This is a genomic window from Pseudomonas sp. St290, assembly GCF_018325805.1.
GTDB classification, from domain to species: domain Bacteria; phylum Pseudomonadota; class Gammaproteobacteria; order Pseudomonadales; family Pseudomonadaceae; genus Aquipseudomonas; species Aquipseudomonas bijieensis.
The window spans coordinates 2,062,530-2,088,038 of record NZ_AP014703.1 but is presented as its reverse complement, the minus strand read 5'-3'; the positions used below and the strand labels follow the sequence as shown (position 1 = coordinate 2,088,038).

Annotated in this window: 28 protein-coding genes; 2 read left to right on the top strand and 26 right to left on the bottom strand. The window is 61.4% G+C overall.

Annotated elements, in window-relative coordinates; genetic code table 11:
• Positions 1-17: 17 nt before the first annotated feature.
• The 26 genes from PBDP_RS09165 to PBDP_RS09040 form a co-directional block, all read right to left on the bottom strand.
• On the bottom strand, positions 18-455 hold the full coding sequence (locus tag PBDP_RS09165) for a hypothetical protein (protein ID WP_212802125.1): 438 nt from the start codon (positions 453-455) through the stop codon (positions 18-20).
• Positions 445-1,152, bottom strand: a complete 708-nt coding sequence (locus PBDP_RS09160) for an oxygen-regulated invasion protein OrgB (protein ID WP_212802124.1) — start codon at positions 1,150-1,152, stop codon at positions 445-447. Before PBDP_RS09160 ends, PBDP_RS09165 begins: the two co-directional genes overlap by 11 nt.
• The gene (locus PBDP_RS09155; RefSeq protein WP_212802123.1) at positions 1,124-1,690 is read right to left on the bottom strand and encodes an OrgA/MxiK family T3SS sorting platform protein; all 567 of its coding nucleotides are present in this window, start codon (positions 1,688-1,690) and stop codon (positions 1,124-1,126) included. Before PBDP_RS09155 ends, PBDP_RS09160 begins: the two co-directional genes overlap by 29 nt.
• Entirely contained in the window at positions 1,677-2,399 is a 723-nt protein-coding gene (locus PBDP_RS09150) for an EscJ/YscJ/HrcJ family type III secretion inner membrane ring protein (RefSeq protein WP_212802486.1), read from the bottom strand. The genes PBDP_RS09155 and PBDP_RS09150 overlap by 14 nt, the downstream gene beginning before the upstream one ends.
• Positions 2,400-2,401: 2 nt before the next feature.
• A complete protein-coding gene (gene sctI, locus PBDP_RS09145) occupies positions 2,402-2,710 on the bottom strand; it encodes a type III secretion system inner rod subunit SctI (RefSeq protein ID WP_025569742.1) in 309 nt (102 codons plus the stop codon).
• A 60-nt stretch (positions 2,711-2,770) separates the two neighbouring features.
• Positions 2,771-3,034 carry a type III secretion system needle filament subunit SctF gene (gene sctF, locus PBDP_RS09140; protein WP_025569740.1) on the bottom strand — a complete coding sequence of 88 codons (264 nt, stop codon included), beginning with the start codon at positions 3,032-3,034 and terminating at the stop codon, positions 2,771-2,773.
• A gap of 3 nt (positions 3,035-3,037) precedes the next feature.
• Complete coding sequence (locus PBDP_RS09135) at positions 3,038-4,216, bottom strand: PrgH/EprH family type III secretion apparatus protein (RefSeq protein ID WP_212802122.1); 1,179 nt, start codon at positions 4,214-4,216, stop codon at positions 3,038-3,040.
• A gap of 117 nt (positions 4,217-4,333) precedes the next feature.
• Positions 4,334-4,807 carry a transglycosylase SLT domain-containing protein gene (locus tag PBDP_RS09130; RefSeq protein ID WP_283246450.1) on the bottom strand — a complete coding sequence of 158 codons (474 nt, stop codon included), beginning with the start codon at positions 4,805-4,807 and terminating at the stop codon, positions 4,334-4,336.
• A complete protein-coding gene (locus PBDP_RS09125; RefSeq protein ID WP_176688329.1) occupies positions 4,804-6,063 on the bottom strand; it encodes a winged helix-turn-helix domain-containing protein in 1,260 nt (419 codons plus the stop codon). Before PBDP_RS09125 ends, PBDP_RS09130 begins: the two co-directional genes overlap by 4 nt.
• Positions 6,064-6,324: 261 nt before the next feature.
• Entirely contained in the window at positions 6,325-6,591 is a 267-nt protein-coding gene (locus PBDP_RS09120; protein WP_109751529.1) for a phosphopantetheine-binding protein, read from the bottom strand.
• A gap of 79 nt (positions 6,592-6,670) precedes the next feature.
• Positions 6,671-7,765 carry an IpaD/SipD/SspD family type III secretion system needle tip protein gene (locus PBDP_RS09115; protein ID WP_109751528.1) on the bottom strand — a complete coding sequence of 365 codons (1,095 nt, stop codon included), beginning with the start codon at positions 7,763-7,765 and terminating at the stop codon, positions 6,671-6,673.
• 13 nt (positions 7,766-7,778) lie between these two features.
• Complete coding sequence (locus PBDP_RS09110; RefSeq protein WP_212802121.1) at positions 7,779-8,885, bottom strand: IpaC/SipC family type III secretion system effector; 1,107 nt, start codon at positions 8,883-8,885, stop codon at positions 7,779-7,781.
• A 24-nt stretch (positions 8,886-8,909) separates the two neighbouring features.
• Positions 8,910-10,682 (bottom strand): type III secretion system translocon subunit SseC family protein, encoded by a 1,773-nt coding sequence (sctE, locus tag PBDP_RS09105; RefSeq protein WP_212802120.1) that lies wholly within the window; start codon positions 10,680-10,682, stop codon positions 8,910-8,912.
• A gap of 2 nt (positions 10,683-10,684) precedes the next feature.
• The gene (gene sicA / locus PBDP_RS09100; protein WP_116831828.1) at positions 10,685-11,167 is read right to left on the bottom strand and encodes a type III secretion system translocator chaperone SicA; all 483 of its coding nucleotides are present in this window, start codon (positions 11,165-11,167) and stop codon (positions 10,685-10,687) included.
• A gap of 269 nt (positions 11,168-11,436) precedes the next feature.
• Positions 11,437-12,471: an EscU/YscU/HrcU family type III secretion system export apparatus switch protein gene (locus tag PBDP_RS09095; protein WP_163854713.1), complete on the bottom strand. Its 1,035-nt coding sequence runs from the start codon at positions 12,469-12,471 to the stop codon at positions 11,437-11,439.
• The gene (sctT, locus tag PBDP_RS09090) at positions 12,446-13,249 is read right to left on the bottom strand and encodes a type III secretion system export apparatus subunit SctT (protein ID WP_212802119.1); all 804 of its coding nucleotides are present in this window, start codon (positions 13,247-13,249) and stop codon (positions 12,446-12,448) included. The genes PBDP_RS09095 and sctT overlap by 26 nt, the downstream gene beginning before the upstream one ends.
• Positions 13,250-13,252: 3 nt before the next feature.
• Positions 13,253-13,507: an EscS/YscS/HrcS family type III secretion system export apparatus protein gene (locus PBDP_RS09085; protein WP_116831825.1), complete on the bottom strand. Its 255-nt coding sequence runs from the start codon at positions 13,505-13,507 to the stop codon at positions 13,253-13,255.
• Between the two features lie 10 nt (positions 13,508-13,517).
• The gene (locus tag PBDP_RS09080; RefSeq protein ID WP_212802118.1) at positions 13,518-14,177 is read right to left on the bottom strand and encodes an EscR/YscR/HrcR family type III secretion system export apparatus protein; all 660 of its coding nucleotides are present in this window, start codon (positions 14,175-14,177) and stop codon (positions 13,518-13,520) included.
• Positions 14,170-15,093, bottom strand: coding sequence for a FliM/FliN family flagellar motor switch protein (locus PBDP_RS09075; RefSeq protein WP_212802117.1), 924 nt, complete (start codon positions 15,091-15,093; stop codon positions 14,170-14,172). Before PBDP_RS09075 ends, PBDP_RS09080 begins: the two co-directional genes overlap by 8 nt.
• Positions 15,090-15,983, bottom strand: coding sequence for a SpaN/EivJ family type III secretion system needle length determinant (locus tag PBDP_RS09070; protein ID WP_109751520.1), 894 nt, complete (start codon positions 15,981-15,983; stop codon positions 15,090-15,092). The genes PBDP_RS09075 and PBDP_RS09070 overlap by 4 nt, the downstream gene beginning before the upstream one ends.
• Entirely contained in the window at positions 15,980-16,435 is a 456-nt protein-coding gene (locus tag PBDP_RS09065; RefSeq protein ID WP_163854717.1) for a SpaM family type III secretion system protein, read from the bottom strand. The genes PBDP_RS09070 and PBDP_RS09065 overlap by 4 nt, the downstream gene beginning before the upstream one ends.
• Positions 16,419-17,705, bottom strand: a complete 1,287-nt coding sequence (gene sctN / locus PBDP_RS09060; RefSeq protein WP_212802116.1) for a type III secretion system ATPase SctN — start codon at positions 17,703-17,705, stop codon at positions 16,419-16,421. The genes PBDP_RS09065 and sctN overlap by 17 nt, the downstream gene beginning before the upstream one ends.
• A gap of 34 nt (positions 17,706-17,739) precedes the next feature.
• Positions 17,740-19,791 (bottom strand): EscV/YscV/HrcV family type III secretion system export apparatus protein, encoded by a 2,052-nt coding sequence (locus PBDP_RS09055; RefSeq protein WP_212802115.1) that lies wholly within the window; start codon positions 19,789-19,791, stop codon positions 17,740-17,742.
• Between the two features lie 23 nt (positions 19,792-19,814).
• Positions 19,815-20,921: a type III secretion system gatekeeper subunit SctW gene (gene sctW, locus PBDP_RS09050; RefSeq protein ID WP_212802114.1), complete on the bottom strand. Its 1,107-nt coding sequence runs from the start codon at positions 20,919-20,921 to the stop codon at positions 19,815-19,817.
• Positions 20,918-22,570, bottom strand: coding sequence for a type III secretion system outer membrane ring subunit SctC (gene sctC / locus PBDP_RS09045; RefSeq protein WP_212802113.1), 1,653 nt, complete (start codon positions 22,568-22,570; stop codon positions 20,918-20,920). Before sctC ends, sctW begins: the two co-directional genes overlap by 4 nt.
• A gap of 4 nt (positions 22,571-22,574) precedes the next feature.
• Positions 22,575-23,306 (bottom strand): helix-turn-helix domain-containing protein, encoded by a 732-nt coding sequence (locus PBDP_RS09040; protein WP_109751514.1) that lies wholly within the window; start codon positions 23,304-23,306, stop codon positions 22,575-22,577.
• A 246-nt stretch (positions 23,307-23,552) separates the two neighbouring features.
• On the opposite strand from PBDP_RS09040, the gene PBDP_RS09035 reads away from it, so the two are divergent.
• A complete protein-coding gene (locus PBDP_RS09035) occupies positions 23,553-24,764 on the top strand; it encodes a CmpA/NrtA family ABC transporter substrate-binding protein (protein WP_109751513.1) in 1,212 nt (403 codons plus the stop codon).
• 14 nt (positions 24,765-24,778) lie between these two features.
• Positions 24,779-25,354, top strand: a complete 576-nt coding sequence (locus PBDP_RS09030; protein WP_003199539.1) for an ANTAR domain-containing response regulator — start codon at positions 24,779-24,781, stop codon at positions 25,352-25,354.
• Positions 25,355-25,509 lie beyond the last annotated feature (155 nt).

Below are 25,509 nucleotides of genomic sequence, written 5' to 3'. Positions count from 1 at the left end.
AATTTTTCAAGTGTTTTTCACCACTCACTCTTCTCCCACGCCTCATCCCCCATCGGTTGAAACACATCGCGCATGAAGTTTTTGGTAAACAGATCCATCGCGAACGCCAGGCCATTGGCACCGCTGACCTTTTTATAGAGCTGGGACTTTTCCAGCCCGTCATTCTTCAAGCGAACCAAAACCTGTAGCGTGATCGCCAGCAACGCCTGGGCCGTGGGGTACGCCGCCGTGGCGCCATCGGCCCCCCGCAGCGTGCGTAAAAATTCATGGATCGCTTTCTCCCCCTGCCCTTCCATGGCTAGCAGCAATTGATACAAGTGCTCGAACTCAGGATCCGGACGTTTGCTCTCAGGCACTTGCTCACGGGCAGCCAGTAGCCGTGATTCCAACGGTTCTACCGACGAATTCGCGTCGCGATCCAGAACGCTGGGAGTTGTCGTGGGCTCAATCTTCATGGCGAACCTCGGCCAGGCCGGCGGGCGTGGAATCGGTGAAGCTGGCGCACAGGTCCACCAGCGCCTGTCTCGATGCCTGATCCAGCAAACGCACCGTCTCCGGCAGGTTGGCCAGGCTTGCCAACAACCGCGGCGCCAGCCGTTCCCGGGTCGCCTCGACATCGAACTCCAGCAGTTGATCCGCCAGCCGCAGCACATAGCGGTCTTGCGGGTGATACTCCAGGATCAGTTCGCCGGCCCATTGCCTGCCCACGCTCTCACGCAGCGCCTGGCCGCGCGGACGACAGTGCAGTGGCAATAACAGGTGCAAGACCGCGCCCGAGTCGCTCGCTTGCCCGGCCAGCCAACGCTCCATTATTTCGTCCAGCCACTCGGGGCGACTCAAGGCTTGCGCGAGCAGATCACCGGCGGCCTGGGCCAGACCGTTGCGCAATTGCTGCGCCAGGGTTTGCGTCTTCAGCAAGGCCTCGGCCAGATGCCCGCTCGCCCGCAGGACGCCCTCGGCGTAGCCCTGTTGAAACGCCTGCGCCTGCACGGCCTCGGCCTCACGCTGGGCCTGCTCGACACATTCCCGTGCCCGGTGCCGGGCCTCGCGCTGCAAGGCCTGACGGCGACGGGCGGCGGTGATGTCTTCGCGGACCAGGTGCACGTCTTCGCCAACGGGCACATCAGTCAGGGTTCGGATGGAGTCGAGCATGCTGCACCGCCAAAAAGAATAGGGTTGGATCAGGTTTCGTGACGGGCCACTGCCGGTGCAGGTGAACGACCGGCTCGCAGAATTGCAGGTCCAGGCGTTCGAGCAACGGGGACGGGACGACCCCGTGCCAGCTCCACAACGCGTTGAGGCCGGCCGCTTGTACCTGCTCCAGCGAAACCGGCGAAGATTCGATCGGCAGGCGCTCCCGAGCCCCCAGGTTGAAGCGAGCGAACCGGCGAACCGTCTCTGGCAAGCACAACAGCGCTGCGCCACGCGCCAGTTCGGACCGCAAGCGACAGGCGCCCATCAGCGAGGCGATGTAGGGCAATTGCCGCCAATGACGCACCCATTGTTTCGCCACGCCGGTCAGTGGCACAGACGGCCACGGTCCTTGCAACTCCAGCCCCTCAAGCACGATGCGATTGAGCAGCCTTCGGGCCGCGGCATCCTCGAATCCCGCCGGTATCACTAGACGTCGAGGGTGCAGATAAGCCAGCGGCTCGGCGAGGATCTGCTGTAACCCCTCAGTGTCCGACATCGCGCCGCCCTGCGTTTGACTGATGGAAAACCCAGGCTGCGCCGCCAGCCAGCAGCACGCCGCCGATCACGGCGAACAACCAAGGCCAGCGCGACGGTCCCTGCGGTACGGCCAGCGACGGCGCGACATGCTGGGTCGGCGAACGCTTGGACAGCACCACCGAGATGTTCTCGTACTCCACCACCGCAAAACTGTTCTTGAGGAAACGCTTGATGTCAGTGATCAGCAATTGCGCTTCGATATCGCGCTCATGCAGCACCAACGCCGAAAGATGGATAGGCGCCGGCTTGCGTCCACCCTCGCCGGCGTCCAGGTCGTAACTGACATGCACCCGTGCGGAAACCACGCCTTCGAGTACCCCCAAGGACTGTTCGATGCGCTGCTCCAATGCCGAATACAAGCGGGCCTTTTCCGCGCGGGGTGAAACCACCAGGGAGTCGGACGGGAACATCTCGGCGACTTGCAGGCGTGGCCGGGACGGCAAGGAATAGAGGTTGAGCAGATCGACCGCGGCGGAAAAATCCAGCTGATCGATTTTCACCGCGTAGCCGGCTTTGCCGCCGTCGACTTTCACCGCCGCGATGTTGTTGCGTTGCAGCACCGAAAGCACTTCGTTGGCCTGCTGCTGATCCAGCCCTTCCAGCAGACTCGGCTGGCGACACCCCACCAGCGCCAGACAAAACAGCAGCCACAACAGGCCTGGCTTCAACGTCATGACGCACGCAACAAGGTTTCTGCCGTGCCCACCGCTTTGCGCACCAGCACGTTGAGCAAGTTGATGTCGACGTTGTATTGCCCGGTCAACTCCTGCAACTGGGTCAACACTTCAGGGGCGGTGATATCCGGGCGCTGGATCAGCTGGTTGATCGCCGAGACGTCTTGCGCGCTGTCGACGACGGAACCGGCAAACGCTTCGATCAAGCGCGATTCCAAAGAAACGATCGGGCCTTCCTGCGGCCCGCGCAATTCAACGAAGGCTGACCGCGCGACAAGCAACGGGGAAATACTCTGGATGGGCATACTCAGGCACTCATGAAAATGGCCATCGTCACGAGCGATGGCTAGCCAAAAGAGGAAGCGTCAACGAGCCGCCTGGATGATCGCCATGTCGATATCCTTGAAGCCCTTGATCGTGTTGGTCTGGGCGTTGCGAAAGACCGTGTATGAGGAAAACGCGGTTTGGTAGGCCGCTAGTTTTCCAGGGTCCGAGGCATCGAGCTTAAGGTCCTCCAGCGCTTGATCCAGTGCCGCTTTAAGGCCTTGGGCGCCACGCTCGAACGCAGCGGCCTGCTCTCCGAGAAAGTCATCGGGAAATTCGGGAAACACGATCGGGATACCAGCCATACGTCACCTGCTCTGCTTGTTTGAAAAAAGCCAGGACGAAGGACTCGTCTTGACATAGCCCTGGGGGCCGGTTTGAAACGACTTGCCCTTGAGCGCGTCGTCCCTGAGCTCGACAGTGAAATGCACGTAGCGGCCACCCCACTGCCGGTAAAAATCGTCGACGTACTGGCGAGCGGCGGCCAGCTCGGCGTCCTGCAGGTTGCCCTCGACGGCAAACGTTACGCTGTCCTGGTGTTCGACCCGGCTGAAGGCCAGCGAAAGACGCTGCAAACCGCCCTGGGCGAGATCGGCGAGCAGCCTGTCATCCTGCATCTGCACCACGACGTCGCGGGCATAAGGTGCTGCCGCGAGCAACGTATCGAGCAGTTGGGCTTGCTTGCCGGGCGTCAGCAAATTGCGTTGGGTGCTGAGCAGCAGTCGCGGCACCGACGGGTCCTTGAGGTCCAGGAAATGCCAGGCCAGTTGCGGATCGTGGTCGACCAGCACCTGCTCCAGCCGGCGACGCTCCTGGTCGATCATCAGCACCTGGCCGTCCAGGTTGTTGTGGCGGGTCAACACCTGGCGACTCCAACCGGCATCACGCTCGGAAGACACCAAGACGTAGACCGACTGATCACGACCGCGCAGCACCTGGACCTGGGCACTGGCGCCATTGATCAGCGCACGGATATCGGTTTCCGGCGCGGGCCCCGGCGTTGACCAAAAGCCAATCGCAACGAACAGCGCCACCAGCGCCAGACCGCCAGCGATCCATCGCGTCAACGCGACACGTCCCTTCATGAAATGGGTTGGCTTGGCTGAAGCGCCGGGCCCATGGCCGAGAAGCTCCGGCGCCCAAGGCTGGTCATCAGGACGCAAGGCGATGTGCAGGCCGCCAATCTGCACCCGGGCTTGAAAGGCACAGTGACGCACTTCCACCGAATCACTGAGCAGTCGCAGCGGCAGGCCGTCCGGCGTGGCCTGATCGGCCAGCACCTCGAAATTGCATCCACCTTGATCCAGGGGAACGAAGATCGCATCCGCCGGAACACTGGCCGACAACGCGCCGTCCCCGAGCACCTCCACCGCGCCGACCACGAACAAGGTAGTGCCTTGGCCTAGCGCAAATTCGCAGCCCTGCAACGGACCATTGAGGATCCGCAGGACGCAGGGCTTTAGGGTGGGGGCCGTCGGGACTGTCACCGTCCAAACTCCAGGGCAGTCGAATGAGCACTCAGGGTAGAAAGGCCGGCGGCAGGATTCCTGATCGAATTCTGTCGATTGCCTCCGGCAAAGGATCAGAATCCTGCGCCAGCCCGCTCATCGCGCCGATTGTCGAGCCTGGGTGAGCACTCGATAGCGTTGCCAGACTTTGCGCGCGTAGCGAAGCCGCGCGGCTTGCCGGTGGGGTGAATTGCCAGCGTTGTAGGCGCCGACCGCCGTCCAGTTGTAGCCATGACGGGCGATAAACTCGGCCAGCACCGACGCACCGACCTCCACCGACAGGCACGGCTCATCCAGCAGGCGTTGCTCGGTAATGCCTCGGGCACGCAATCGAGGCAGATGAATGCTGTTGATCTGCATCAACCCGATATCGCGGGTGCCATTGCGGTTGTGGTTGATCGCATCTGGCCGCTGCCCGGATTCGACATCGGCAATCGCTTGCAGCAGTTCCGGTTCGATGGCATGCAACTGCCCCGCCCTGCTCCAGCACCAGGCATGCGCCTGGGCCATTCCAAGCCCCAGGCCCAGACACACCGGCCAGCACAACCATTTGCTCCTGCGCCGCCTCATGCCAGGCGCCGCTCGCGGATCCACGTCAGTTGTTCGTGAATACGCACCCGCATGATCTGCGCCCGTACACAACCCGGATCATGCTCCAGGCATTGGTCGATCATGTCCGCCGCCTGCTCGTTGCGCCGCCAGAACCAGTGATGCCAGGCATGAAAGTACAGCACGTCGGCCTGATCGGCCGACAACAGGCAGCGGCGGAACAACACCTGGGCCGCCTGCTCGCAGCCGCGCAAACTGGTGAGCAACGCCAGGCGCGTCAATGCCGGGATGCTGCCGGGGTCCAGCGCCAATGCATTGGAAACCGCCGAATGCGCCTCTTCGATGGCGCGCTCCGGGTCGCCCAGGCCCATCATCGCCTGCCCCAGCCACACATCCGCCAAACCGCACCAGGGCGGCGCGTAGCCGGCATCGAGTTTCAAACACTGCCTGAACAGCACAAGAGCATCGCGCAGGCTTTGCGCCGTGTGCTGCTGCACACTGCACAAGCCATTGAGATACGCCACCGCCACCGCATAAGACCCACAGCGCTCACCCACCGGACGCAACCCGGGTACGCGCTGCGCCACCAGACACGTCAACGCGCCCAGCGCCTCCCCCGGATCCCAGGCATCCAACGTCTGTCCATGCAGCAGCGCCTGGTCGCGTCCACGAATCAACTCGATCGACCAGTGTTGCAACCCGCCCGCACCGATAAAACGACCGTTCAAGCAATAATCCGCCGACAACCGCCCGGCCAACGAGCGCACATCGCCCGACGCCCCGCAGGCCGCGATCAGCCCCGAGGGAATGACATGCAGCGCCTCACCGAACGCCGCGGTCAGTTGGCGGATCATCAGATCCTGCAGATCCAGCGCCGCGATCTCGTCCAGATTGCGAAAAGGCAAGACCGCCAGCGAAGGCGCCATCACCCTCGCCTGGCTCGGCACGTCGAGCTCGACCACGGAACCGGTAAACCTATAACCCTGGCCGTAAACCGTCGCAATGTAACCCTTGTTCTCCTTGAACAACTTGCGCAAGGCATAGATACACCGGGTCAACGACTCCTCCGCCGCATCCATCCTTGGCCAGACATGATCAAGCAGATAATCCTTACTCACGACCGTACCCGCCGACGTCAACAACAGGCGCAGCACGTGCAGCTCTTTGGGAGGAACATGAACTCCTTGTCCATCTCGCATCAGCGTTCCATCGCTTTGCAATAGCCAGTGGTCAAAAACGAATGACTTCACCGGCGGTTGATCAGTTGCACTGTCCATACTCAGGATTTCTCTATAGAAAGTTACTGAAGCGCGATTGAGCCTGTGGTGTGACAGGCTCGGGATGACGAGCTTCGTGACTATAGGAAGATGCGTAGGAGGATTCCGTAGGGTACTGAATGCTATTAACGTAGGAAACAGAGACGAGAACCGTAGGAAGGAACTCAATGAAATCAAGCTAGAACACTTAACCAGACCGGGATGGGCGAATAAACACAGCGATGCACTTAAAAAAGCGCTGCCCACCCGAACAGGTACCCATCAAGGGCTACTCTCCATGTGCCTGCGCACCGAATCGACGACATCCTGCATCGTCCTCCATTCCTCCACTTCAGCTTCGGACAACTCAATACCGAAAGCGTTATTCAGCTCCAAAACAAGCTCGACCAGACTCATGGAATCGATAGACAGGTCTTCGACCAACCGCGAACCACCGCCAATGACTCGACCACGAAGGGGCATACCCACCACCAACGACTTGATGATCGCGTGGATACTTTCAAACCGATCAATTGGATTTTCTGACATTTTTTCTTTCCTAAGAAATCTGGCGGACGTGGAACATGTACACGCCAAGCCAGACTCAATATCGTCGCTGTCGCTAATCCTAGAAATTCAACATCGCCCTCAACATATCCGCAAACTGATTCAAATGCGCCGACAAGGTCTTATTGAAATTGTCATGATACGAATTGGCATTCGAGTACTTCTGCGTCAACGACTGCAGCATGTTTTTCAAGCGTTCCTCCTGGGCGTTGAAGCCGGTTTGCCATTGGTTGTATTTGGCGGTATCCCAGGTCACCGTGCCGCTGGAGGGCAGGTCTTTTTTCATTAACGTCAGCGGCCCGGTATCGATGACCACGCACCAAGTACCGTCGCCGTTTGGTTTAAGGCAATTAGCAGGCAAGCCCAGTGCTTGACGCCATTTGTCTGCTTCTTCCTCGCTGGCTTCTTCGCCCGGTTTCGGAAACAGAATGGAGGCCGGGTTCGGATGGCTGTAATCGGCGATCAGTTGCGTCAACGCAGCGTGCAGTGCACCCGCGTTCAACCTGACATCTTTACCGTCGTTCGCCCCTTCGACCCAATTTTTCATCATCGCGGTGATTCGGGCATTGAAGGCGGCGAAGAAGTCCGTATAGGCCGAGATGATATGTTCGTAACCGGCGAGGTAGCCGTTCTTGATCAGGTCGATCAGTTCAAGGAGTTTTTCGAAGAAGTCATTCGATGAATTTATCGTTGCATCCAAGGCCTCTGCGATCTCAAGGGGCTTGTGCTCTTCCAAATGTCGTTCGAGGGCGTGGAGGATTTGGTTGTGTTCGTCATCGACCTGCTGGAGTTGGCTTTCGTCCAACAGCCCGGCTTTCAGACTGTGGGTCATCACGGCACAGCACTGGCGCAGCTGCATGGCCAACATTTGCGCTCGGTCACGCTTGGCGTGGATCTGTTCGACAAACTCCGCGATGAACGGCTGCGCTGTCGCCTCGCTGGTCATGCCGTCCATCTGCTTGGCGGTGATTGACGGGCACTTGAGCATTTGGCCGAGGCCGCGATTCATGGCGTTCATGGACCGGTCCAGCAGATGGGTCAGGGAACTGACCGTTTGAACTTCAACGGGTACCTCGAGAGGCGGTGCCGTATCAGTGATGGTCTCCACGTTCGGCAGCAATACGATAGGGGGACGAGTAAATGGCGCGATCTCCATGGGGCTCTTCTCCTCAAGCCGTCAGGGCGCGAATGACATCGCTGCGCCCTTGAAAAAGCTGCATCACCATGTCCATCAGTTTTTGCAAGAGCGCCGCATCGGCCGCGTCTTTCTGGCCGACTTCATCGCTCAGGCTCTTCTGGCTGTTCTGCGCACTTTGCTGCAGCACTTCTTTTTCCCGGGCGGCGTGCTCGGTCAGGCGCACCATGCTCGCCACCACCTGACTCAAGCTCATCGACATGGCGCTGAGCGCGCGGCCGATTTCCAGTTTCTTGTCGATCCCCTTGCTGCCCATCTGGCTCAACCAATCAGAGGTCTCACTGACCTTTTGCGCGTTGAGGATTTGCTTGTCGAACCAGGCTTGATCCTGGGATGACAGGGACGAAGCCTTGGGTTTGAAATCGACCGTCGTCGGGCGACCGAAGTCATCCACGGTCTTGATCTTGTAGGTGGTCTGCGGATTCCACTCGGTACGGTTGCGCTCAAGCTTGAGGTCGCGTTCGATATCGCGAGCGTCCATGGCGTTGCGCTTGTGCAAGTCGATGTCCGCATGCCTCAACTTCTGGCCCTGGAAAGTCTTGAGCAGGGCGAATCCGGAAATGGCTCCGGACACGATTGCCCCAGTGATGGCGCTGTACATCGCCGCCTTGCCGGACTCGACAATCGCCGCGCCTTGGGCCTTGGCCGCATCGGAGGCCATGACGCTGAAATGCCCGCGCAGTTGCGCGTTGGCCACTCGGGCGATGTTCAGCGCGATGATCGCGGCCACCAACACGTTGGCGTGTTTCTCCCATGCACCGGGGTCGAATATCAGGTCGTTGCGCACGTCATCGCTAAGCATCATCAAGGCCTCACCGAAGTCCTCCCAGTCCGATTCGGTGGGTGGGTAGGCGTTGATTTCACTCTCGAGCTCCGCAGCCGAGGGCGCTGCGAAGCCGTCGTGCTTGAGTACTTGCTTGGCGATGCTGTTGTCGGAAATCCGAGCCCCCAAGAGGGACTTGGCCTTGAGATCCTTTGAAAACTGCTCTTGAGCGACCAGCTCGCTCAACCCTGAGTCGTTGGTCAAATCGTGGTCAATGACAACGGGGGCGATTCTGATTGGAGCGTGAATAGTGGTCATCATGGATACCTGTTGTAGGTGATTTCAAACATGCCGAACCATTTGCAGGCTGACGGAATGGCTGCGTTGCATGTCGGCAAATAGCTGCTCGATCTGGCGGGTTCGTTCGTGCATCGCCTGACCGTAGTGCTCGACCACCTGAGTCAGGTAGGCGCTGATTTCCTCGCTGATTGCCATGCGTACCCGCACATTGGCCAGGTGCACGGCAGCCTGGGCCTGGTGTTGGCCGCTTTTGATTTGCAGCCCGCCTTGTACCGCGACATTGCCGAACTCGGTGACGGCCTGGGCGATCTCCAGGTTGGCGGCATAACGGGCCAGCGATACCGCATCGGCGCCGTTGGTGATGAACCCGCGCAACTGCGTGAGTAGCTGGGTCAGCGAGTTGCCCACCGAAGTTGCCATCTGCTTCATGGCTTGCATGGCGACAGGCGCGGCCTGGGCGGCCACCGATGCCAGTTTCGAGGCGACGGCGCTGATCATCGGCCCGATCACCTGCGCCCCGACCATGACCACCAGCGCGACGGCGGCCAGCGTCGAAACGACGCCCTGGATCATGCCGGCGATCTGCCCGATTTCCTTAGCCTTGTCTTCATCAACGCCCAGGTCTATCAGCATTTGGGTGTACATCTCGGAGAACCGCTTGATGGCTTCCTGCATGACGAAGGTCAGCGGTTTCATCGCTTCGGCCATGAACGACTTGCCGGTTTTTTCCTCGACCACCGCATCGGCAATCATCACCCCCGCGCCAATCACACCCACCACAATCAGCACCGGGTTGGCGGTCAACACCCCGGCAACAATGGTTGCCGCGCTCAAGATCGCCCCGACGATCTTGCCGATGCAGCCCATGGTTTTCTGCAATGCCTCGGCCTTGCGGACTTCTTCCAGGTATTTATCCGACTCCCGCTTCATGTGTTCCTGAAGCTTGACCTGCAACGCTTGGAACAACTCCTGGCTGAGTTCCTCTTTGTTCTGCGCCGCCTCGCCGAGCAGTTCGATGATCTTCAAGCGATTGAGCAACGCCAGGGCACTGCTGCTGAGGGCTTTTTCATCGGTGTCCTTGAGGGCGGGGCCGCTGGTGCCGGACACCACCAGCACCTTCGCGACCACCCCGCTCAGGGTTTTGGCAAAGGCATTGGCGATCTCGATCAGCTTCAGATGAGCGTCGACTGCCACATTGAATGCTTGGGTATGGCTCGCCAGTTCGCCTTTGAGCTGATCGCGACGGGCCAGCTCCTGGGCGTACTCCGGCGAATCAGGGTCCAACTGCGCCAGGCGCGCTTCGCTGTCTTCCAGCAGGCCCTGGACCTGCTGGACTCGTTCACGCAACTGTTCGAGGTGTCCCTGGCTGCTGCCGACCTGGCCCTCGGCAGCCTCCAAGGCCTGGACGGCTGCGGCGTATTCAGCCGAGAGGTTGGCATAGCCCTGCTGCTTGGCACCGGCCATGCTCTGCAACATCGCCAAGCGGTTGCTCAGTTTCTTGACGTCGACCTCACCGATCAGCTCACTGATCATCGCCATCAACAGCGTGAACAGATCACCGTTGGTTTCCTGTTTATTGCCATCGGCGCGCAGCGCTGGCGCATGCAGCACGGGCCGGCCAGTAGCGGCGACGGACGGGCCATTCTGACCTTCGTATTTCACCGACATCAGGTCCGCCAGGGCTTGCTTGCCGGCCGCCTGAAAATCGGCGGTCCTGACGGCCTTGCTGGCCGCCGCACCATATTTTTCAAAGGCTTCGCTGCGACTCATCCCCCCCTGGAATGCGGGGCTTGGGGTGCTTCTGATTTCACTCATGTTCAGTCCTCCGAACATTGCTGTTCCATGTGGGCCAAGGTGTCGAGATACACCTTGGCCTGCTCGCGCAGATCGTCTTGCGTGGCTTGCTCAAGCACGTATTCGAAACACAACCGGGCCTTGCCGATCCTGCCCAGGGCCAGATGGCATTGGCCGGTGTACAACATCGGTCGGTAATCGTTCTTGCCTTGGGCAAAAGCGATGGCATACAGGTCGATGGCCTTCTGGTGGTTTTGCTTGAGCTGGTGCACCGCAGCCAGTCCCATCCAGTAATGGCTGTTGTAGAAGTCGTAGATGCACAGGAAGTGAAAGAACTTCTCGGCATCATCCAGTCGCCCTTGTTCGTAGAACTGGAAAGCGAAGGCATAGAGACTGTCCATGTGCTCGTCACTGAGGCCTTGCACATCTTTCAACGCCGCCCCACCGAGCATCGCGTCGACGACGTCCAGGGCCACCTGCTCGTCTTGTTTGTTGTCGCGACTCATCAGCCATACTCCTGAAAAAAGTCAGCGTCGCTGACCGGTGCCATTGAGCCAAAACGTCGGGAGGCCCGCTGCCAAATTGCGCTCATGCCGTTGTTGAAACGCGCAAGAACCTCCTGCCTGGCGAGAATGCTTTTGTGGCTAGGGGATTTCTGTGGGAGCAAGGCTTGCCCGCGATGAGGACCGCGCGGTCTCAGGGGAAACGAGGCGCCTGCATCGCGGGCAAGCCTTGCTCCCACAGCCCCTCCTTGCCACCAGGGTTGGGCTGGGCCTCAAGCCTGTTCAACCTGCTCCAGCCAGATCAACAACCGCAGCACTTCCTCGATCTCCTGTACCTGCAGAAAGCTGTAGCGCTGGTGGGTCTTGAAAATCCGCCGGGCCAGTGCGACGTCGTTGATCACCGGCACCCCGACCTCCTTGGCATACGCCCGTACGGCCAGTGCGCGCTGGTTGGTTTCCATCAGGGAGATGAACGGCAGCAGGGTGATTTCCGGGCGGAAATACACGCCGATGGCAATGTGGGTGGGGTTGGCGATGATCATGCGTGAGCTGCGCACATCGGACTTGACCTGCTCCGACAGCAGCTCCATGTGCAGGTCACGGCGGCGGCCCTTGATCTGCGGGTTGCCGTCCTGCTCCTTGTGTTCGCGCTTGACCGAATCCTTGTCCATCATCTGGTCTTTCATGAACAACCAGTATTCGCTGAGGGCATCGAGCACGACGATCAGCAGGATGCAGGCCAGGAATGCCAACACCAGCACCAGCAACAAGTGTCCCCAGATCGCGAACAGGTCCGGCGCCTGGGCGAACAGTTGGGCGAATAGCAATTGCCGCTGGGTGACCCAGACGAGCCACAGCGCCATGGCGAAACTGCCCAGGTACAACAGCGCCTTGAACGTGTCCTTGACGGTGCGCAGGCTGAACAGTTTCTTGAAGCCATTGATCGGGTTCAACGCACCGAGGTTCAGCTTCAATGCTTCGCTGGCCAGGGCAAAACCGCTTTGCAGCAGGGCCGGCAAGGCACTGGTCAACACGCACACCAACAACAGCGGCAGCAACGCCTTGAGGCCGACCTGCACCAGCATCGCCGAGTAGGCTTGCAGATCCGCGTCAAAGTCGCTGGCGATGATGCGCCGGTAAACCTCCATGATCTCGCCCAGCGAGCTGTTGAAAACCATGTAGCTGATGCCACACAACGTCAGGCAGGTGATGACCAGGTCCTTGGCCTTGAACGTCTGGCCTTTGCGCGCGGCATCCCGGAGACGCTTGGCGGTGGGTTTTTCAGTCTTCGAGGCGCTGGACGACATGCCCGCCCTCCCCGCCACCCAGATAGCGGGCCAACCCATCGGACGTTGTGCCCATGCGCAAGACTTCATCCGGCAGATGCACGCCGAAATACAACATCAACACCACCAGCGCCACCAGGCTCTTGACCGTCAGCGACACCGAGAAGGCGTTCATTTGCGGCGCATACCGCGAGAGCAAACCGAGCAATGCTTCGCTGACCAGCAAGGTAGCGACCACCGGTGCGCTGATCACCAGGGTCTTGCTCACCAACCCATCGAGCAAACCATAGAGGGCCGGCAGGTGCATCTGGCAGTCGTTCGCCGGCGTGCAAATGCGATAACTGTGACCGACGGTTTCGAGCATCAGCAACATGCCGCCACCTTCGAGGTACACCGCTGCCGCAAACAGCTGGAGAAAATTCGCCAACTCCGAGGTATCGACACCGTTGGCCGGGTCCACCGTGCTGCTGAGCATGGCCCCGCGCTGGTTGTCGATCAGGTTGCCCATGGCGTGCAGCACCCAGAACGGCCAGCACAGCAGCACCCCCAGCAACACGCCGATACCCGCCTCGCGCAACACCAGGCCAAGAAAGGCCACGCTGTCGAGGGCCGGCGCGGGCACGCCAACGTAGCGCCAGAACCCCAGCGCGACCAAGACGATCACCGCTTGGCGCGCCACGCCGGTCAGCACACCGCTGTTGAGAAACGGCAACATGAAGAAAATCGGCGCCAGGCGCGCCACCCCCAACAGCGCCGCAGCGAACCAGGCGTACAGCTCGAAGAACAACGTCACCGACATCGCCTAACCCAACGCCAGCCGAATGACTTCACGACTGAAATCCAGCAGGGTTTCGCCGTACCAGCCCGAGAGCAAAAACAGGCACGCGGCGACCGCCACCAGCTTGAAGCCGAATGGCAGTGTCTGCTCCTGCAACTGGGTCACAGTCTGGACCAAGCCGACCACCAGGCCGACCACGGTGGCGACAATGATCGGCCAGGCCACCATCAGCAGGATCAGGTACAGGGTCTTGTTACCGGCATAGACCAGTTCATTCATGGGCGTGGGCCTATGCCAGCAAAGTCAGGTATTGCTTGACCAGCCCGGTGGACAGCAGTGCCCAGCCGTCGAGGGCGACGAACAGCACCAGTTTGATCGGCACCGAAATGATCACCGGGCTCATCATCATCATGCCCAGCGCCAGCAGGATGCTGGAGATCACCAGGTCGACGATCACAAAGGGCAGGTACAGGTAGAAACCGATCCTGAAGGCGCTCTTGATTTCGCTCAGGGCATAGGCCGGCAGCAGCGAAAACAACGACGGCGCCAGTTCTTCATCGGCGGGCCAGTCGGCGTCGGTTTCATCCTGGACCACCTGGGCCCGTTCGAAAAACAGCGCCAGCTCCGGGTCGGTGTACTTGCGCAGGTAGTCCTTGTAGCTGCCCAGGCCGTTCTCGGCGAAACTCACCACCGACTCGATGTCGGTGAAGGCCACCGCCTCGCGCTTGTAGTAGTCATGGCCCTGTTTCATGACCGGCGTCATGACGAAAATAGCCAGCATCAGCGCAATCGCATTGAGCGCCATGTTCGACGGCACTTGTTGCAGGCCCAAGGCGTTGCGCACGATGACGAAGACGATGGAGAACTTGAGGTAGCAGGTGCCCGCCGCCACCAGGAACGGCAACAGCGAAGCGAATGCCAGCAGCGCGATCAGCGAGACGTCATTCATCGCCGTCGTTCCGATAGACCTTCAGCAGCTCGACGCCCAACTGGTCGTCCAGCTGCACCAACTCTCCCAGGGCAATCGGCTTGCCGTTGGCGCGAACCTCGATGTGTCGCACGGCGTTCTCAGCCAACGGGATCAGTTGCCCGGCGATGATGTGCGACAACGTCGCCAGGTCGGTGTCGTGGGTCGCGAGCAGGAACTCCAGGCGTACCGGGAGCGCACTGAAATCGATGTCCACGTCAGGTTCGGGCGTGTTCTCTGGATGGGCATCGGCCACGGTCGATTGCATGTGTAAACCCTCTTCGCTAAAGGTAAAAACGCCAAGGCAGCAATCCGCCAGAAAACAGCGTTGAGCCCGCTGGGTGATGCGCAGCACATCGCCTTCACCCAGGCGCATCCGACTGGCAAGACTCAGGTGGCTGACGCCGAGCATCAGCGCCAGGCGCACCGGCAAGTCCCTCAGCCATGAGTCAGCACCCAACGGAGCACGCACGGCGATGCGGGACGGCAATTGGGTCAACCACACGCGCCCTCGCGGTGTGTCGAGCCACGGCAAGTCGTGCGTTGGCAATCGCGTCGGGGCCACGCATTCGACGTCCGTCAGCGTGCGGTAACGCAACTCCTCCACCTCCAGCAACAAGGGCCGTGGCACCGCCTGGAACAGTTCGACGATGCTCGGCAACGGGCATTCGAGCACCAGCAACGATTGCAAGGTCGGGAGCGTGTGATGCAGCCAGTCGCGGGCGAGGATCAGCCCCCGCCAATCCGCGCCATCAGCCGCTGCGCAAAAACCCAGGTAGCCGGAGCGCACCGGCACCTTGCCCAACCCCGCGTCCCGACCGGTGCGCCGCCAGCGTTGAATCGCCTGCGCGCGGGCATGGGCGACAGAATCGATCCGACGGAGCCGCAATGCGCTCACGCTTCAAACCCGGACTGTTCATCCTGATCTTCATCCGGCTGCTGCTGTGAACCCTGGCGCTGCTGCTCGCCACCACTATCAGCCAACCGCCAGGCAGGTTCCCGGGCCAGTTCGAAAGGCGCCTTGAGTTGCTCGAACACCTGGGCATTGCTGGGGCTGAGCGTCAGTTGCCGAGTGGGTTCCTCGGGCAACCGACTGATCGTTACTTGGCCGCTGGCCGCCCCTCTGTTGAAAGGCACTTGCAGCAAGCCCCGGTCGGCACCCGACAAGGGCTCGACCATGACCTCGGGCGTTGGCAGCGCTACCGATGTCGCCGCTGGCGGGATCGATACAGGGGCAACCGCAGGCGCATGGCGCATGCTGTGAAGGCTCTGCGGCGCTTGGGGCAATGGCTCATCGAAGCCCGATATCGAGCGCGCATCGGCAGCGGTGAAAGGATCGAGCGCCATCGGCTCGACCGACGCTGGGGATGTCGGCGCCGCCAGGTGATCGCGGGTGGAAGCACCCGGCTCCAGGCGTTGGGGCAACGCCTGTTGCATCGCTTTATTGAACAGCAGATCGGCGTGTGGAAAAGGCATCGCATTGCGGGCTGCCGGTCGTGCTCTATCAGGTTCCAGGTCCGTCGTTATCGGGACAATCGATCGTGCTTCATCGTGATCGACATCCACCGCCGCCTGGGCCATGTTCATCGAATGCCCCGTCACTGCCCGGGCGTTCTCCATCGTCGGTTGTCGCTGCCGAATCAGCGCAACCACAAGATCCAGCACGCCTTGCGGCAGCTCATCCTCTTGCACTGGGACGAGCGGGTCTTGCAGCTCGTCGATTGGGCCTTCATCGACGGGGTCCAGGGTTTGCACCGGTCGAGCAGGCACCACAGATATTTCTTTCATCGCCGAACCCCAATCGTCTCTTCCAACTCTCGTTCTTCCCGGCGCACCGCCTCGAGCCGTTGCGCACGCAACAATTGCTGGACTGAACGCACGTACTTGTCATGCTTGCGCTGGAGCAAGCGCAGGTGTTCATGCTGCTCCTGCAACTGCTGCTCGACCTGCCGGCACTGCTGCTCCAAGCGGCCGCGCTCGACACGCAGCAGATCGATCCGCCGCCGGATCACCGCCTGGGTGCGCAACAGCGCCAATAGCTGCCCGTGATCCAGCACACAGTCATTGGCCCGATGACTGGTCAACAAGCGTTGCAGCGCGGCCTCCTGTTCCTCGAAGCCACCGCGCTCGGCAAGCAGCGGCTGCAACTGGCGCTGGACCCGCAGCACGGCCTGTTCGCCGCGTTGCCGGCGGAACTGACTGAAGGCCAACAGGCGCCGCTGGTCAGGCAATGATTTCATGCAGGCTCCGCAAGGTTTCGTCCGGCGCGCAACACTCGCCCGTTGGCTGGCGCAACCACTGACTGAGGGCTTCGCGACGCTGCATGGCGTGGTCATTGGCCGCGTCCGCGCCCGGGCTGTACTCGCCCATGTCGAGAAAGACCTGCAGTTGCTCAAGACGCGCCAGGGTTTCCCGGGTCGACGCTGCCAGTTGCTGGACCTGCGGCGTAGTGACTTGCGTCGCCACGCGGCTAACGCTGCGCAACACATCGATGGCCGGATAATGCCCTCTGGCCGCCAGGGCGCGACTGAGGTAGACGTGGCCGTCGAGAATCGAGCGGATTTCCTCGGCAATCGGGTCCGGTTCATCGTCACTTTCCAACAGCACCGTGTACCAGGCGGTGATGCTGCCGCTCGCCGTCACGCCGGGGCGCTCCAGCAAGCGCGGCAAGGCATCGAACACCGAGGCCGGATAGCCGCGCCGAGCCGGTGCTTCACCGGCCGCCAGGGCCAGGTCGCGGCGAGCGCGGGCGTAGCGGGTCAACGAATCCAGCAGCAACACCACGCGCTTTCCCTGGTCGCGGAAATACTCGGCGATAGCCGTGGCTTGCAGCGCCGAGTTGCAGCGGTCCACCGAGGAAAAATCCGAAGTGGCGTACACCACCACACACCGGGCGCACTTGGGTGATTGGCGCAAATGCTCGATGAACTCGGTCACTTCACGGCCGCGTTCGCCAATCAGGCCAATCACGAACACATCCGCGTCCGTGTGTTCGATCAGCATATTGATCAAAGTGGTCTTGCCGGACCCGGCGGCGGCAAAAATTCCGATGCGCTGGCCGACACCGCAGGTCAGCAAGCCGTCGATCACGCGAATGCCGGTGCTCAAGGGTTCCGCCACCGGGCGCCGTTGCTGGTACGTCGGCGGGTCGGCATCCACTGGACGGTCCTGTTGCGCCACCGCCGTCGACGGTGCCAGGCGCTCGACAATCGTGCCCTGGGGATCCACCACGCTGCCGAGCAAGGCATCACTACAAGTCAGCTGCAGGATCGCGCCCGTGGGCACGATCATCGATTCCCGGGACAGGCCTTTGGCATCGCCCAGCAAACTGAGCAAAACCACGCCGGGTTTGAAACCGATCACCTGCGCCCGCGCCGTGACCTCGGGCAAACGCCAATGCCGGCGCACGTCACAGACTTCGCCGATCACCACCCCGTCCAGCGCCGCTTCGATCAAGGGCCCGCTCAAACGCAAGGGATGGGCGGCCTGCTTTTCCAGTCGCAGGTTCATCGCCCGGCGATATCCATCGGTAGCATTTTCAACCTCACAGGGTCTTGATGACATTGACCGAGACCGTCTCGGAGATTTCGCCGAACGACATCACGTCCAGCTCCCGGAAGCGTCCCTCGATCAGTTTCTTGATATAGCGCCGCACATCCACCGAACACAGCAGCACCATGTCCTTGTGGGCGATGTGCACACTGTTCAGGCCGACGCTGAGGCGGTCCATCAGCTCTTCGGACTCGGCCGGTTCCAGGTTGAGGAAACTGCCGCCCGAGGTTTGCCGGATGCCCCGGCGTACCACGTCTTCGAACTCCGCCGACAGCAACAGCACCCGCAGATCGTTGCCCTGGGCAAACTTGTTGCTGATGTAGCGGGCCATCGCGCCGCGTACGTGCTCGACCAGCGCCAGCACGTCCTTTTCCCGGGAGGCCCAATGGGCGAGGGATTCGAGGATGAGCTTCATGTTGCGCACGGAGATACGCTCGCCAATCAGGCGTTGCAGCACTTCGGCGATCTTCTGCACCGTGACGTGGCGATAGACTTCTTTGAGCAGGTCGGGGTAGCGCACCTCCATTTCGTCGAGCAACTGCTTGGTTTCCTGCACACCGAAAAACTCCTGGATGTTGCGCGCCAGCAACGTGACCAGGCAGCGATAGCATTCTTCATCTGCCGCGCGCAGGTGATAGCCCAACTGCTGCACTCGCTCGCGGTCGGCTGCGGTGACCCAGACGCCGCCCAGGCGATTGCTGTCGTTGCCGCGCACCAGGGCAAAACCCAAGGGTTCCAGTTCCGGGGAATAGTCCAGCAGGCGCCAGTGCTCGAAATGAATATCGAACTGCTCGGCGCGCACCTCATTGATCAGCACCGCCACTTGATGGGCCGGCAGTGCCTCGCTGGCCCGTAGCTGCGGTTCGGGAATGCGCAGTCCGTAATCGACGAAGAACTGGCTGCGAAAGCGCGCCGCCCAACGGTCCTTCTCCAGCGCTTGCAGGCGCGCAGAGGGCACCAGCAGCATCAGGGCGACGGTTTCGGTGGCAATGTTGTCGACATCCTCCAGCAGCCCGGAATCGCTCGGCAACGCGTCCTGCTCGGCGGGTGCGGCACGGCTTTCCCCCGAGCCGGCCGGGCGCGAGGATCGGCGATGGCGCACAAACACCACCAGCCCCAGCACACAAGCGATCGAGAGAAAGGTCAACAGCGGAAACCCCGGCAACAGGCCCACGCCCACCGCCAGCAACGCGGTGACGCCGAGGACGAACGGGTTGCCCAGCATCTGGGCGAGCATGTTGCGCCCCAGGTTGCTGTCATCGCCGTTGACCCGGGTGACGATGAAACCGGCGCCGATGGCGATCAGCAACGCGGGGATCTGCGCTACCAGGCCATCGCCGATGGTCAACAGGGTGTAGGTCGACAGGGCCGTGGACATGTCCATGCCCAGTTGCCCGACGCCGATGGCCATGCCGCCGATGAAGTTGACGAAAATAATGATGATGCCGGCGATGGCATCGCCCTTGATGAACTTCATCGCGCCGTCGAAAGAGCCGTACAACTGGCTTTCACGCTCCAGCACGCTGCGTTTTTCCCGGGCCTGGGCCGCGTCGATGGCGCCGGCCTTGAGGTCACCGTCGATGCTCATCTGCTTGCCGGGCATGCCGTCCAGGGAGAAGCGCGCCGCCACCTCAGCGACCCGTTCCGAGCCTTTGGTGATGACGATGAACTGGACAATGGTGACGATGGAGAAAATCACGAAGCCCACCACCAGGCTTTCGCCGATGACGAAGTCACCGAACGACGCGATGATCTCGCCGGCATCGGCCTGGCTGAGAATCAAGCGGCTGGTGCTGATCGACAGCGCCAGGCGAAACAACGTCGTCAACAGCAGCAACGCCGGGAACGTCGAATAGCTGAGGATGCGCTCGATGTAGAACGAGCCCATGAACACCAACAGCGAGATGACGATGTTCAGGCCGATGAGAAAATCCACCAGCACGGTCGGCAGGGGGATGATCAGCATGGCGATGATCATCACCATCAAGGTCAGGATCAGCAGTTCCGGGCGAGCGCCGACGTTGCGCAAAAATACATTGAGCATTCAGGACTGGCTCCGGGACAACATCATGGATGACCGTCGGCGCGGCGCTGGTCGATGCACTCGTGGGCATAGGCCACGTCCGCCAGGCGCGTGAATTGTGTGGCCAGGCGCAACGGTGCCTCTTCATCGGCAAACAGCGGTGGCGGTAATCGCAGGCTGAGCCGACGTAGGGTCTGGAGCAGTGTCGAGCGTTCACGGTGGGCACTGAGCAGCACACCCTCCCCCAACGCGCCGAGCAACAGCTGGTCGAGTTCGTCGGGATAGGTCAACACGCCGAACAGGAACACCAGCCAGTCGGACTCATCGGGGTTGTGCCGACAGATGAGTGCATCGTCGAGCAGCGCGCCGATAAACAGTTCATCGGCTGAGCGCAGGCGCTTGAGGTCGGTCACCCGGCCCAGCAGTTGGCCGAACTCGGTGCGCGAGCAGCTGGGGTCCTGGGCGCTGATATCAGTGAGCAGCGCGGCTTCGATGAAGGCCAGCACGCTCATGCGCTGTGCCGGGCCGTACAGGGCAATCCAGTCCTGGTAGCAACTGAGCGGGCCGTCGTCGGACTCGAGAAAATCCCGGTAGGTCTCACGCAACAGGCCGGCCCGTACCGCCATGCTCTTGCCGAACAGCCTGGCCTTGAGCGCGGCGTTGATCCCGGCGTTCATGCGCTTGGGAGAGCCTTGGGCAATCACCGTCTGCAAGAGCGTTTCGAGCCGCTGCCGTGTGCGCGCCTCCAATGTCCTTCGGCGCAGCAACGCCCGCAGCACCAGCGCCAGGTCGCTGTCATCGGGGAACAGTTGTCGCGTCATTTGCAGCAACCAGGTGACGGGTTTATCCGCCAGCCGCGCCAGGCTCAGCACCTGCCGGGCCTTGGGCACGGTGTCGTCCTCCAGTACGCGTTCGAAGGTGTCGGTCAACCCCTCGGACTTTTGCTCGAACAAGCGCCGGCCACGAAATTGCGTCAGCGCCGCTGACAACTCGTCGCTGATCTGCACGAGGCGCTGCGCCACCGCCGCCGTTGCGCTGTCGTCCAGCCCTGTCTCGGCCTCCATTTGCGGCTGGGGATGTTCGGCGGCCTTCTCGGCATTCAGGCGGGCCTGGGCCGCTCGCCCTCCCAGGGAGATCGGCGGCAGGATCATGGTTCTGACAATCGGAAATAGGAGCGGCGCAGGCGCTCGTACTGCTCCGGGCTCAGCAACTGCGCGCCGTGTTCGACGGTGGCAGGCTCAAAGCCGTCGCGAATCTCCTTGGGCTGGATCAGGAACACCCGCACGGTGTTGGCCGAACGGTTCTGGCGATAGCTGAACAAGCGTCCGATCCACGGAATCGAACCCAACATCGGTACGCGTCCAATCTGTTCGCCGTGGTCATCGCGGGTGAAGCCGCCCACCAGCAGGCTCTTGCCCTGGGGCACCCGCGCCACCGTACTGATGCGGGTACGGCCAACCGTCGGCAACGCACCCAGGCGCTCGCCCTGCCCCGAGTCGACTTCGCTGCCGTCCTCTATATTGAGCGACATCTCGATCTCGTCCGCCTGGGCGAAACGCGGCAGCACGCTCACCAGGGTGCCGTAGGTCACGTGTTGCAGGTCGACACTGCGCTCGCCGACCAGCGGGGCATAAAACGTGCGGTTGTTGTCGAAGATCGCCGGCACGTTCTCCTGGGTCAGGATGACCGGGCGCGAAACCACATTCGCTCGCTGGGTCCGCTCCATCGCCATGACCTGGGTCACGAACGATGCGCCATCGAGGGTGGTCGCCGAGCCGGCGCTGAGCGATGCGCTGAAGGTGCCCCCGGACTTCACGGCGCCTTGCCAGTTGATGCCCAACTGGTTGAGTTCATCCTTGTGCAGATCGATGATCCACAACGACAATTCGACGTGTCGTTTCGGCGTATCCAGGGCATTGACCAGGTTTTCGATAAAACGCACCTGCTCCGGCAAGCCCTTGACCAACAGGCTGTTGGTGTCCGGATAGGCCACCACGCGGATGTTGCCGGCGGCCACTTCTCGGGCAATGACCCGCGGCGCCGTCGGGTCTTGCTCCGAGGCGGTGCTCGCCAGGCCCTCCAGGGGAAATACCGGCATCGCTCCCCGCGCTCGCGGCTCGGGGGCTTGCGCCACCGACGGCTCGACCTCGTGCTTTTCGCCGCGCAACAATGCCTCGATCACCGTGGCCAGCCCGGGAATGGTCACTTTATCGTCGCGCAGTTCATATTGACGGTCGTTGACGAAGGTATTGCGCACATGGATGACGCCAATCTGTTGCTTGCCGAGCAACAGTTCGGAGCGCTGGTTGTCCATCAACCCCGCCGCTTGCAGCACCAGGTCGACGTAGATGGGCGGCCCGGAGACGTGAAAGGTGCGCAACCCATCAGTGCGTAGCGGATAGCGCACATCATGCAATCCGGACTGCTTGAGAAACCCCAGCAACTTGGCCACGGTCAAGGTCTGCAACGAGGCCATGGCACTTTTGATTTCCGAAGCGTCATACAGGTAAATCGCCTGGCCATCGCTGTACCAGATCAGCCCCATCTGCACGCTGATGCGTTCAAAAGTCTGTTGCGGCGTGCGCAGATCGAACGTACCGCCAATCCGCTTGGTGGCGGCGGCCTTGCTGACAATGACCGGCTTGCCCAACGACCCGGACAGTTCGCTGAAGAAGGTGCGCGCGCTCTGTTCACGGGCTTCGAAGGTATAGACATCGGCCCGCGCGGCAACGGGTACGAGCAGCGACACGGTACTCAAGCAGACGGATAAAAGGGACAGGAATATCCATCGGCGGCTCATCGGATCAATGACCGGAAAGGCAGGTGATGTCGGCGAGATTGCTGGGGGCAAAGCCCACCAATTCGCGGACTTCCTTGGAGAAATGCGAAGAAGAGGCAAAACCGAACTCCAGTGCCACATCAGTCAGCGAGCCGCCTTGAAGGCTCATGTTCAACAGCGCCTGGGCTGTGCGCCAGCCACGCAGGGCCGGCTTGGCCGCACTGCCCAGGGCCTGACGGCAAAGCCTGCGAAAATGCGAAACCGATACGCCATAACGCTGCGCCAGGGTCTGCAGTTTTTCGCTGCGGGTGCCCTGCTCCAACAAAAACCGCACGAGCCCGTAGCTCTCGTGATGCCGCAGCAGGTTGGCGACTGCGTGATAATCCGGGGTACCGCCCATCGCTTGCTCGATGTACCAGCGCTCGAGTCGTTCCCCGGATCCAACGATCTCATCTTCCAACGGCAACACCGCCCACGGCGCAACCTCCGTTCTCTGGCTGGCGAAGGCATCGCTCATGTCGAAAAAAGCCTGCAGCTTCACCAGCGGCGCTGCGCAAACCGGCAATACGTGTAGCTCGCCGCCGGTGAATTGCAGCGAATCGCGCAACACCAGCAATCCTTGCCAGCCGACCGGCAGGCAGCGATCGAGCCCAAGCCCCGCGGCGTCCAGTCGAACCGGGCTTTGGGCGACACGCAGGTACAGCACGCGTTCGCGCAGATCAGGCCATGCCGTGGCGCGAATGGATTTGTTTTGCACAGCCGTCTCCTTTGCTACGTGGCGGTGGAAGCAGCGACAGGATGAAAGACAGGGCGCCTTGAATCTTGATGGAAAGGTGATGAGCAACCGGGCTGGCATATGCCTTGCACCATTACTGTTCATCGGCGCCCATGCCAATGGCGGAATGAGTGCCACACTGTTTTTAGGGACAACGGCGTCGTCATCCGGCCCTGCTCTGGCAATCGGCCGGGTACGGCGCTTTTTTTATGTAGAAGGTGATGCGCGATGAATGAAGTTCCAGCCAATCCCCTGGCCTGGGTCAACGGCAGCGATGCCCCGGAAAAGAGCGCGGTCAACCTTGGCTTCATGGCTTTGAGCGACTGCGCCCCGGTGGTCGTGGCCGCGACCCAAGGTTTCGCCCAACCCTACGGCCTGACCCTGAACCTCAAGCGCCAGGCGTCCTGGGCCAACCTGCGGGACAAGCTGGTGAGCGGTGAAATCGACGCCGCCCACAGCCTGTACGGCCTGATCTATGCCGTGCACCTGGGCATCGGCGGCGTCGCATCGACCGACATGGCCGTGCTGATGGGGCTGAACCAGAACGGCCAGAGCATCAACCTGTCCCATGGCCTCCAGGCCCAGGGCGTGACCAGTCCTGAAGCACTGGAACGGCACGTGCACCAAACTCGCCCGAAACTGACCTTCGCCCAGACCTTCCCCACCGGCACCCACGCCATGTGGCTGTATTACTGGCTCGCCGCCCAGGGCATCCACCCGTTGTCGGATGTCGACAGCGTGGTGGTGCCGCCGCCGCAAATGATTGCGCACCTGCAAGCCGGGCGTATCGACGGGTTTTGCGTCGGCGAGCCTTGGTGCGCCAGCGCGGTGAAGCAGAACCTCGGTTTCACCCTGGCGACCACTCAGACCATCTGGCCCGACCACCCGGAAAAAGTCCTGGGCTGCACCCGCGCGTTCGTCGAGCAGTACCCCAATACCGCCCGGGCCTTAGTCATGGCGATCCTCGAGGCCAGTCGTTTTATCGAACAAAGCAGCGAAAACCGCCGCAGCACCGCACAATTGTTGAGCGCGCCCGAATATCTCGACGCGCCGCTGGACTGCATCGAGCCGCGCCTGCTGGGCATCTATGCCGACGGCTTGGGCAATAGCTGGCAGGATCCTCACGCGATGCGCTTCCATGGCAACGGCGAGGTGAACCTACCGTACCTGTCCGACGGCATGTGGTTCATGACCCAGTTCCGTCGCTGGGGCCTGCTGCGCGAAGACCCGGATTACCTGGCCGTGGCGCAGGAAGTCCAACAACTGAAGCTGTACCGTGAAGCCTGCGCGGCGCTGGATATCGCGTCCCCGCGCCAGGACATGCGCAGCAGCCAACTGATCGACGGCACTATCTGGGACGGCTCGGACCCGGCCGGGTATGCCAAGAGCTTCAAACTGCACGCCTTGAGCGATGCGGCTCCCCTTCTCGCCAGCCGCTGACAGGAGCCACGACCATGCTGCGTATCCTGCTGATCAACGACACCGCGAAAAAAGTCGGCCGTCTCAAGGCCGCCCTGATTGAGGCCGGCTTCGAAGTCATCGATGAATCCGGCTTGACCATCGACCTGCCAGCGCGCGTCGAAACGGTGCGTCCGGACGTGATCCTGATCGATACCGAGTCACCCGGGCGCGATGTGATGGAGCAAGTGGTGTTGGTCAGTCGCGACCAACCACGACCGATCGTCATGTTTACCGACGAGCACGACCCCAATGTGATGCGCCAGGCGATCAAGTCGGGCGTGAGCGCCTACATCGTCGAAGGCATCCACGCCGCGCGCCTGCAACCGATCCTCGACGTCGCCATGGCCCGCTTCGAAAGCGACCAGGCCCTGCGCGCCCAACTCCTGGCCCGCGACCAGCAACTGGCCGAACGCAAGCGCATCGAACTGGCCAAGGGCATGCTGATGAAAATGAAGGAATGCAACGAGGAACAGGCCTACACCCTGATGCGCCGCCAGGCCATGAGCCGCCAGCAGAAGCTGATCCAGGTGGCGGAGCAGATCATTGCCATGAACGAGTTGCTCGGCTGAAAACCTTGTAGCGCCTGGCCTGGCGCCATCGCGAGCAGGCTCGCTCCCACAAGTCCTGTAGCCACTGAAGTTCCAATGTGGGAGCGGGCTTGCTCGCGAAAGCGGCTTTCCATTCAACATCGATGTCGACTGACCGGACACCTTCGCGAGCAAGC

Bases quoted from the DNA above. Each gene is read 5' to 3' on its own strand.
- PBDP_RS09165 (WP_212802125.1), bottom strand. From the start codon at position 455: ATGAAGATTGAGCCCACGACAACTCCCAGCGTTCTGGATCGCGACGCG.
- PBDP_RS09160 (WP_212802124.1), bottom strand. From the start codon at position 1,152: ATGCTCGACTCCATCCGAACCCTGACTGATGTGCCCGTTGGCGAAGAC.
- PBDP_RS09155 (WP_212802123.1), bottom strand. From the start codon at position 1,690: ATGTCGGACACTGAGGGGTTACAGCAGATCCTCGCCGAGCCGCTGGCT.
- sctI (WP_025569742.1), bottom strand. From the start codon at position 2,710: ATGCCCATCCAGAGTATTTCCCCGTTGCTTGTCGCGCGGTCAGCCTTC.
- sctF (WP_025569740.1), bottom strand. From the start codon at position 3,034: ATGGCTGGTATCCCGATCGTGTTTCCCGAATTTCCCGATGACTTTCTC.
- PBDP_RS09130 (WP_283246450.1), bottom strand. From the start codon at position 4,807: ATGAGGCGGCGCAGGAGCAAATGGTTGTGCTGGCCGGTGTGTCTGGGC.
- PBDP_RS09125 (WP_176688329.1), bottom strand. From the start codon at position 6,063: ATGGACAGTGCAACTGATCAACCGCCGGTGAAGTCATTCGTTTTTGAC.
- PBDP_RS09120 (WP_109751529.1), bottom strand. From the start codon at position 6,591: ATGTCAGAAAATCCAATTGATCGGTTTGAAAGTATCCACGCGATCATC.
- PBDP_RS09115 (WP_109751528.1), bottom strand. From the start codon at position 7,765: ATGGAGATCGCGCCATTTACTCGTCCCCCTATCGTATTGCTGCCGAAC.
- PBDP_RS09110 (WP_212802121.1), bottom strand. From the start codon at position 8,885: ATGACCACTATTCACGCTCCAATCAGAATCGCCCCCGTTGTCATTGAC.
- sctE (WP_212802120.1), bottom strand. From the start codon at position 10,682: ATGAGTGAAATCAGAAGCACCCCAAGCCCCGCATTCCAGGGGGGGATG.
- sicA (WP_116831828.1), bottom strand. From the start codon at position 11,167: ATGAGTCGCGACAACAAACAAGACGAGCAGGTGGCCCTGGACGTCGTC.
- PBDP_RS09095 (WP_163854713.1), bottom strand. From the start codon at position 12,471: ATGTCGTCCAGCGCCTCGAAGACTGAAAAACCCACCGCCAAGCGTCTC.
- sctT (WP_212802119.1), bottom strand. From the start codon at position 13,249: ATGTCGGTGACGTTGTTCTTCGAGCTGTACGCCTGGTTCGCTGCGGCG.
- PBDP_RS09085 (WP_116831825.1), bottom strand. From the start codon at position 13,507: ATGAATGAACTGGTCTATGCCGGTAACAAGACCCTGTACCTGATCCTG.
- PBDP_RS09080 (WP_212802118.1), bottom strand. From the start codon at position 14,177: ATGAATGACGTCTCGCTGATCGCGCTGCTGGCATTCGCTTCGCTGTTG.
- PBDP_RS09070 (WP_109751520.1), bottom strand. From the start codon at position 15,983: ATGAAAGAAATATCTGTGGTGCCTGCTCGACCGGTGCAAACCCTGGAC.
- PBDP_RS09065 (WP_163854717.1), bottom strand. From the start codon at position 16,435: ATGAAATCATTGCCTGACCAGCGGCGCCTGTTGGCCTTCAGTCAGTTC.
- sctN (WP_212802116.1), bottom strand. From the start codon at position 17,705: ATGAACCTGCGACTGGAAAAGCAGGCCGCCCATCCCTTGCGTTTGAGC.
- PBDP_RS09055 (WP_212802115.1), bottom strand. From the start codon at position 19,791: ATGCTCAATGTATTTTTGCGCAACGTCGGCGCTCGCCCGGAACTGCTG.
- sctW (WP_212802114.1), bottom strand. From the start codon at position 20,921: ATGATCCTGCCGCCGATCTCCCTGGGAGGGCGAGCGGCCCAGGCCCGC.
- sctC (WP_212802113.1), bottom strand. From the start codon at position 22,570: ATGAGCCGCCGATGGATATTCCTGTCCCTTTTATCCGTCTGCTTGAGT.
- PBDP_RS09035 (WP_109751513.1), top strand. From the start codon at position 23,553: ATGAATGAAGTTCCAGCCAATCCCCTGGCCTGGGTCAACGGCAGCGAT.
- PBDP_RS09030 (WP_003199539.1), top strand. From the start codon at position 24,779: ATGCTGCGTATCCTGCTGATCAACGACACCGCGAAAAAAGTCGGCCGT.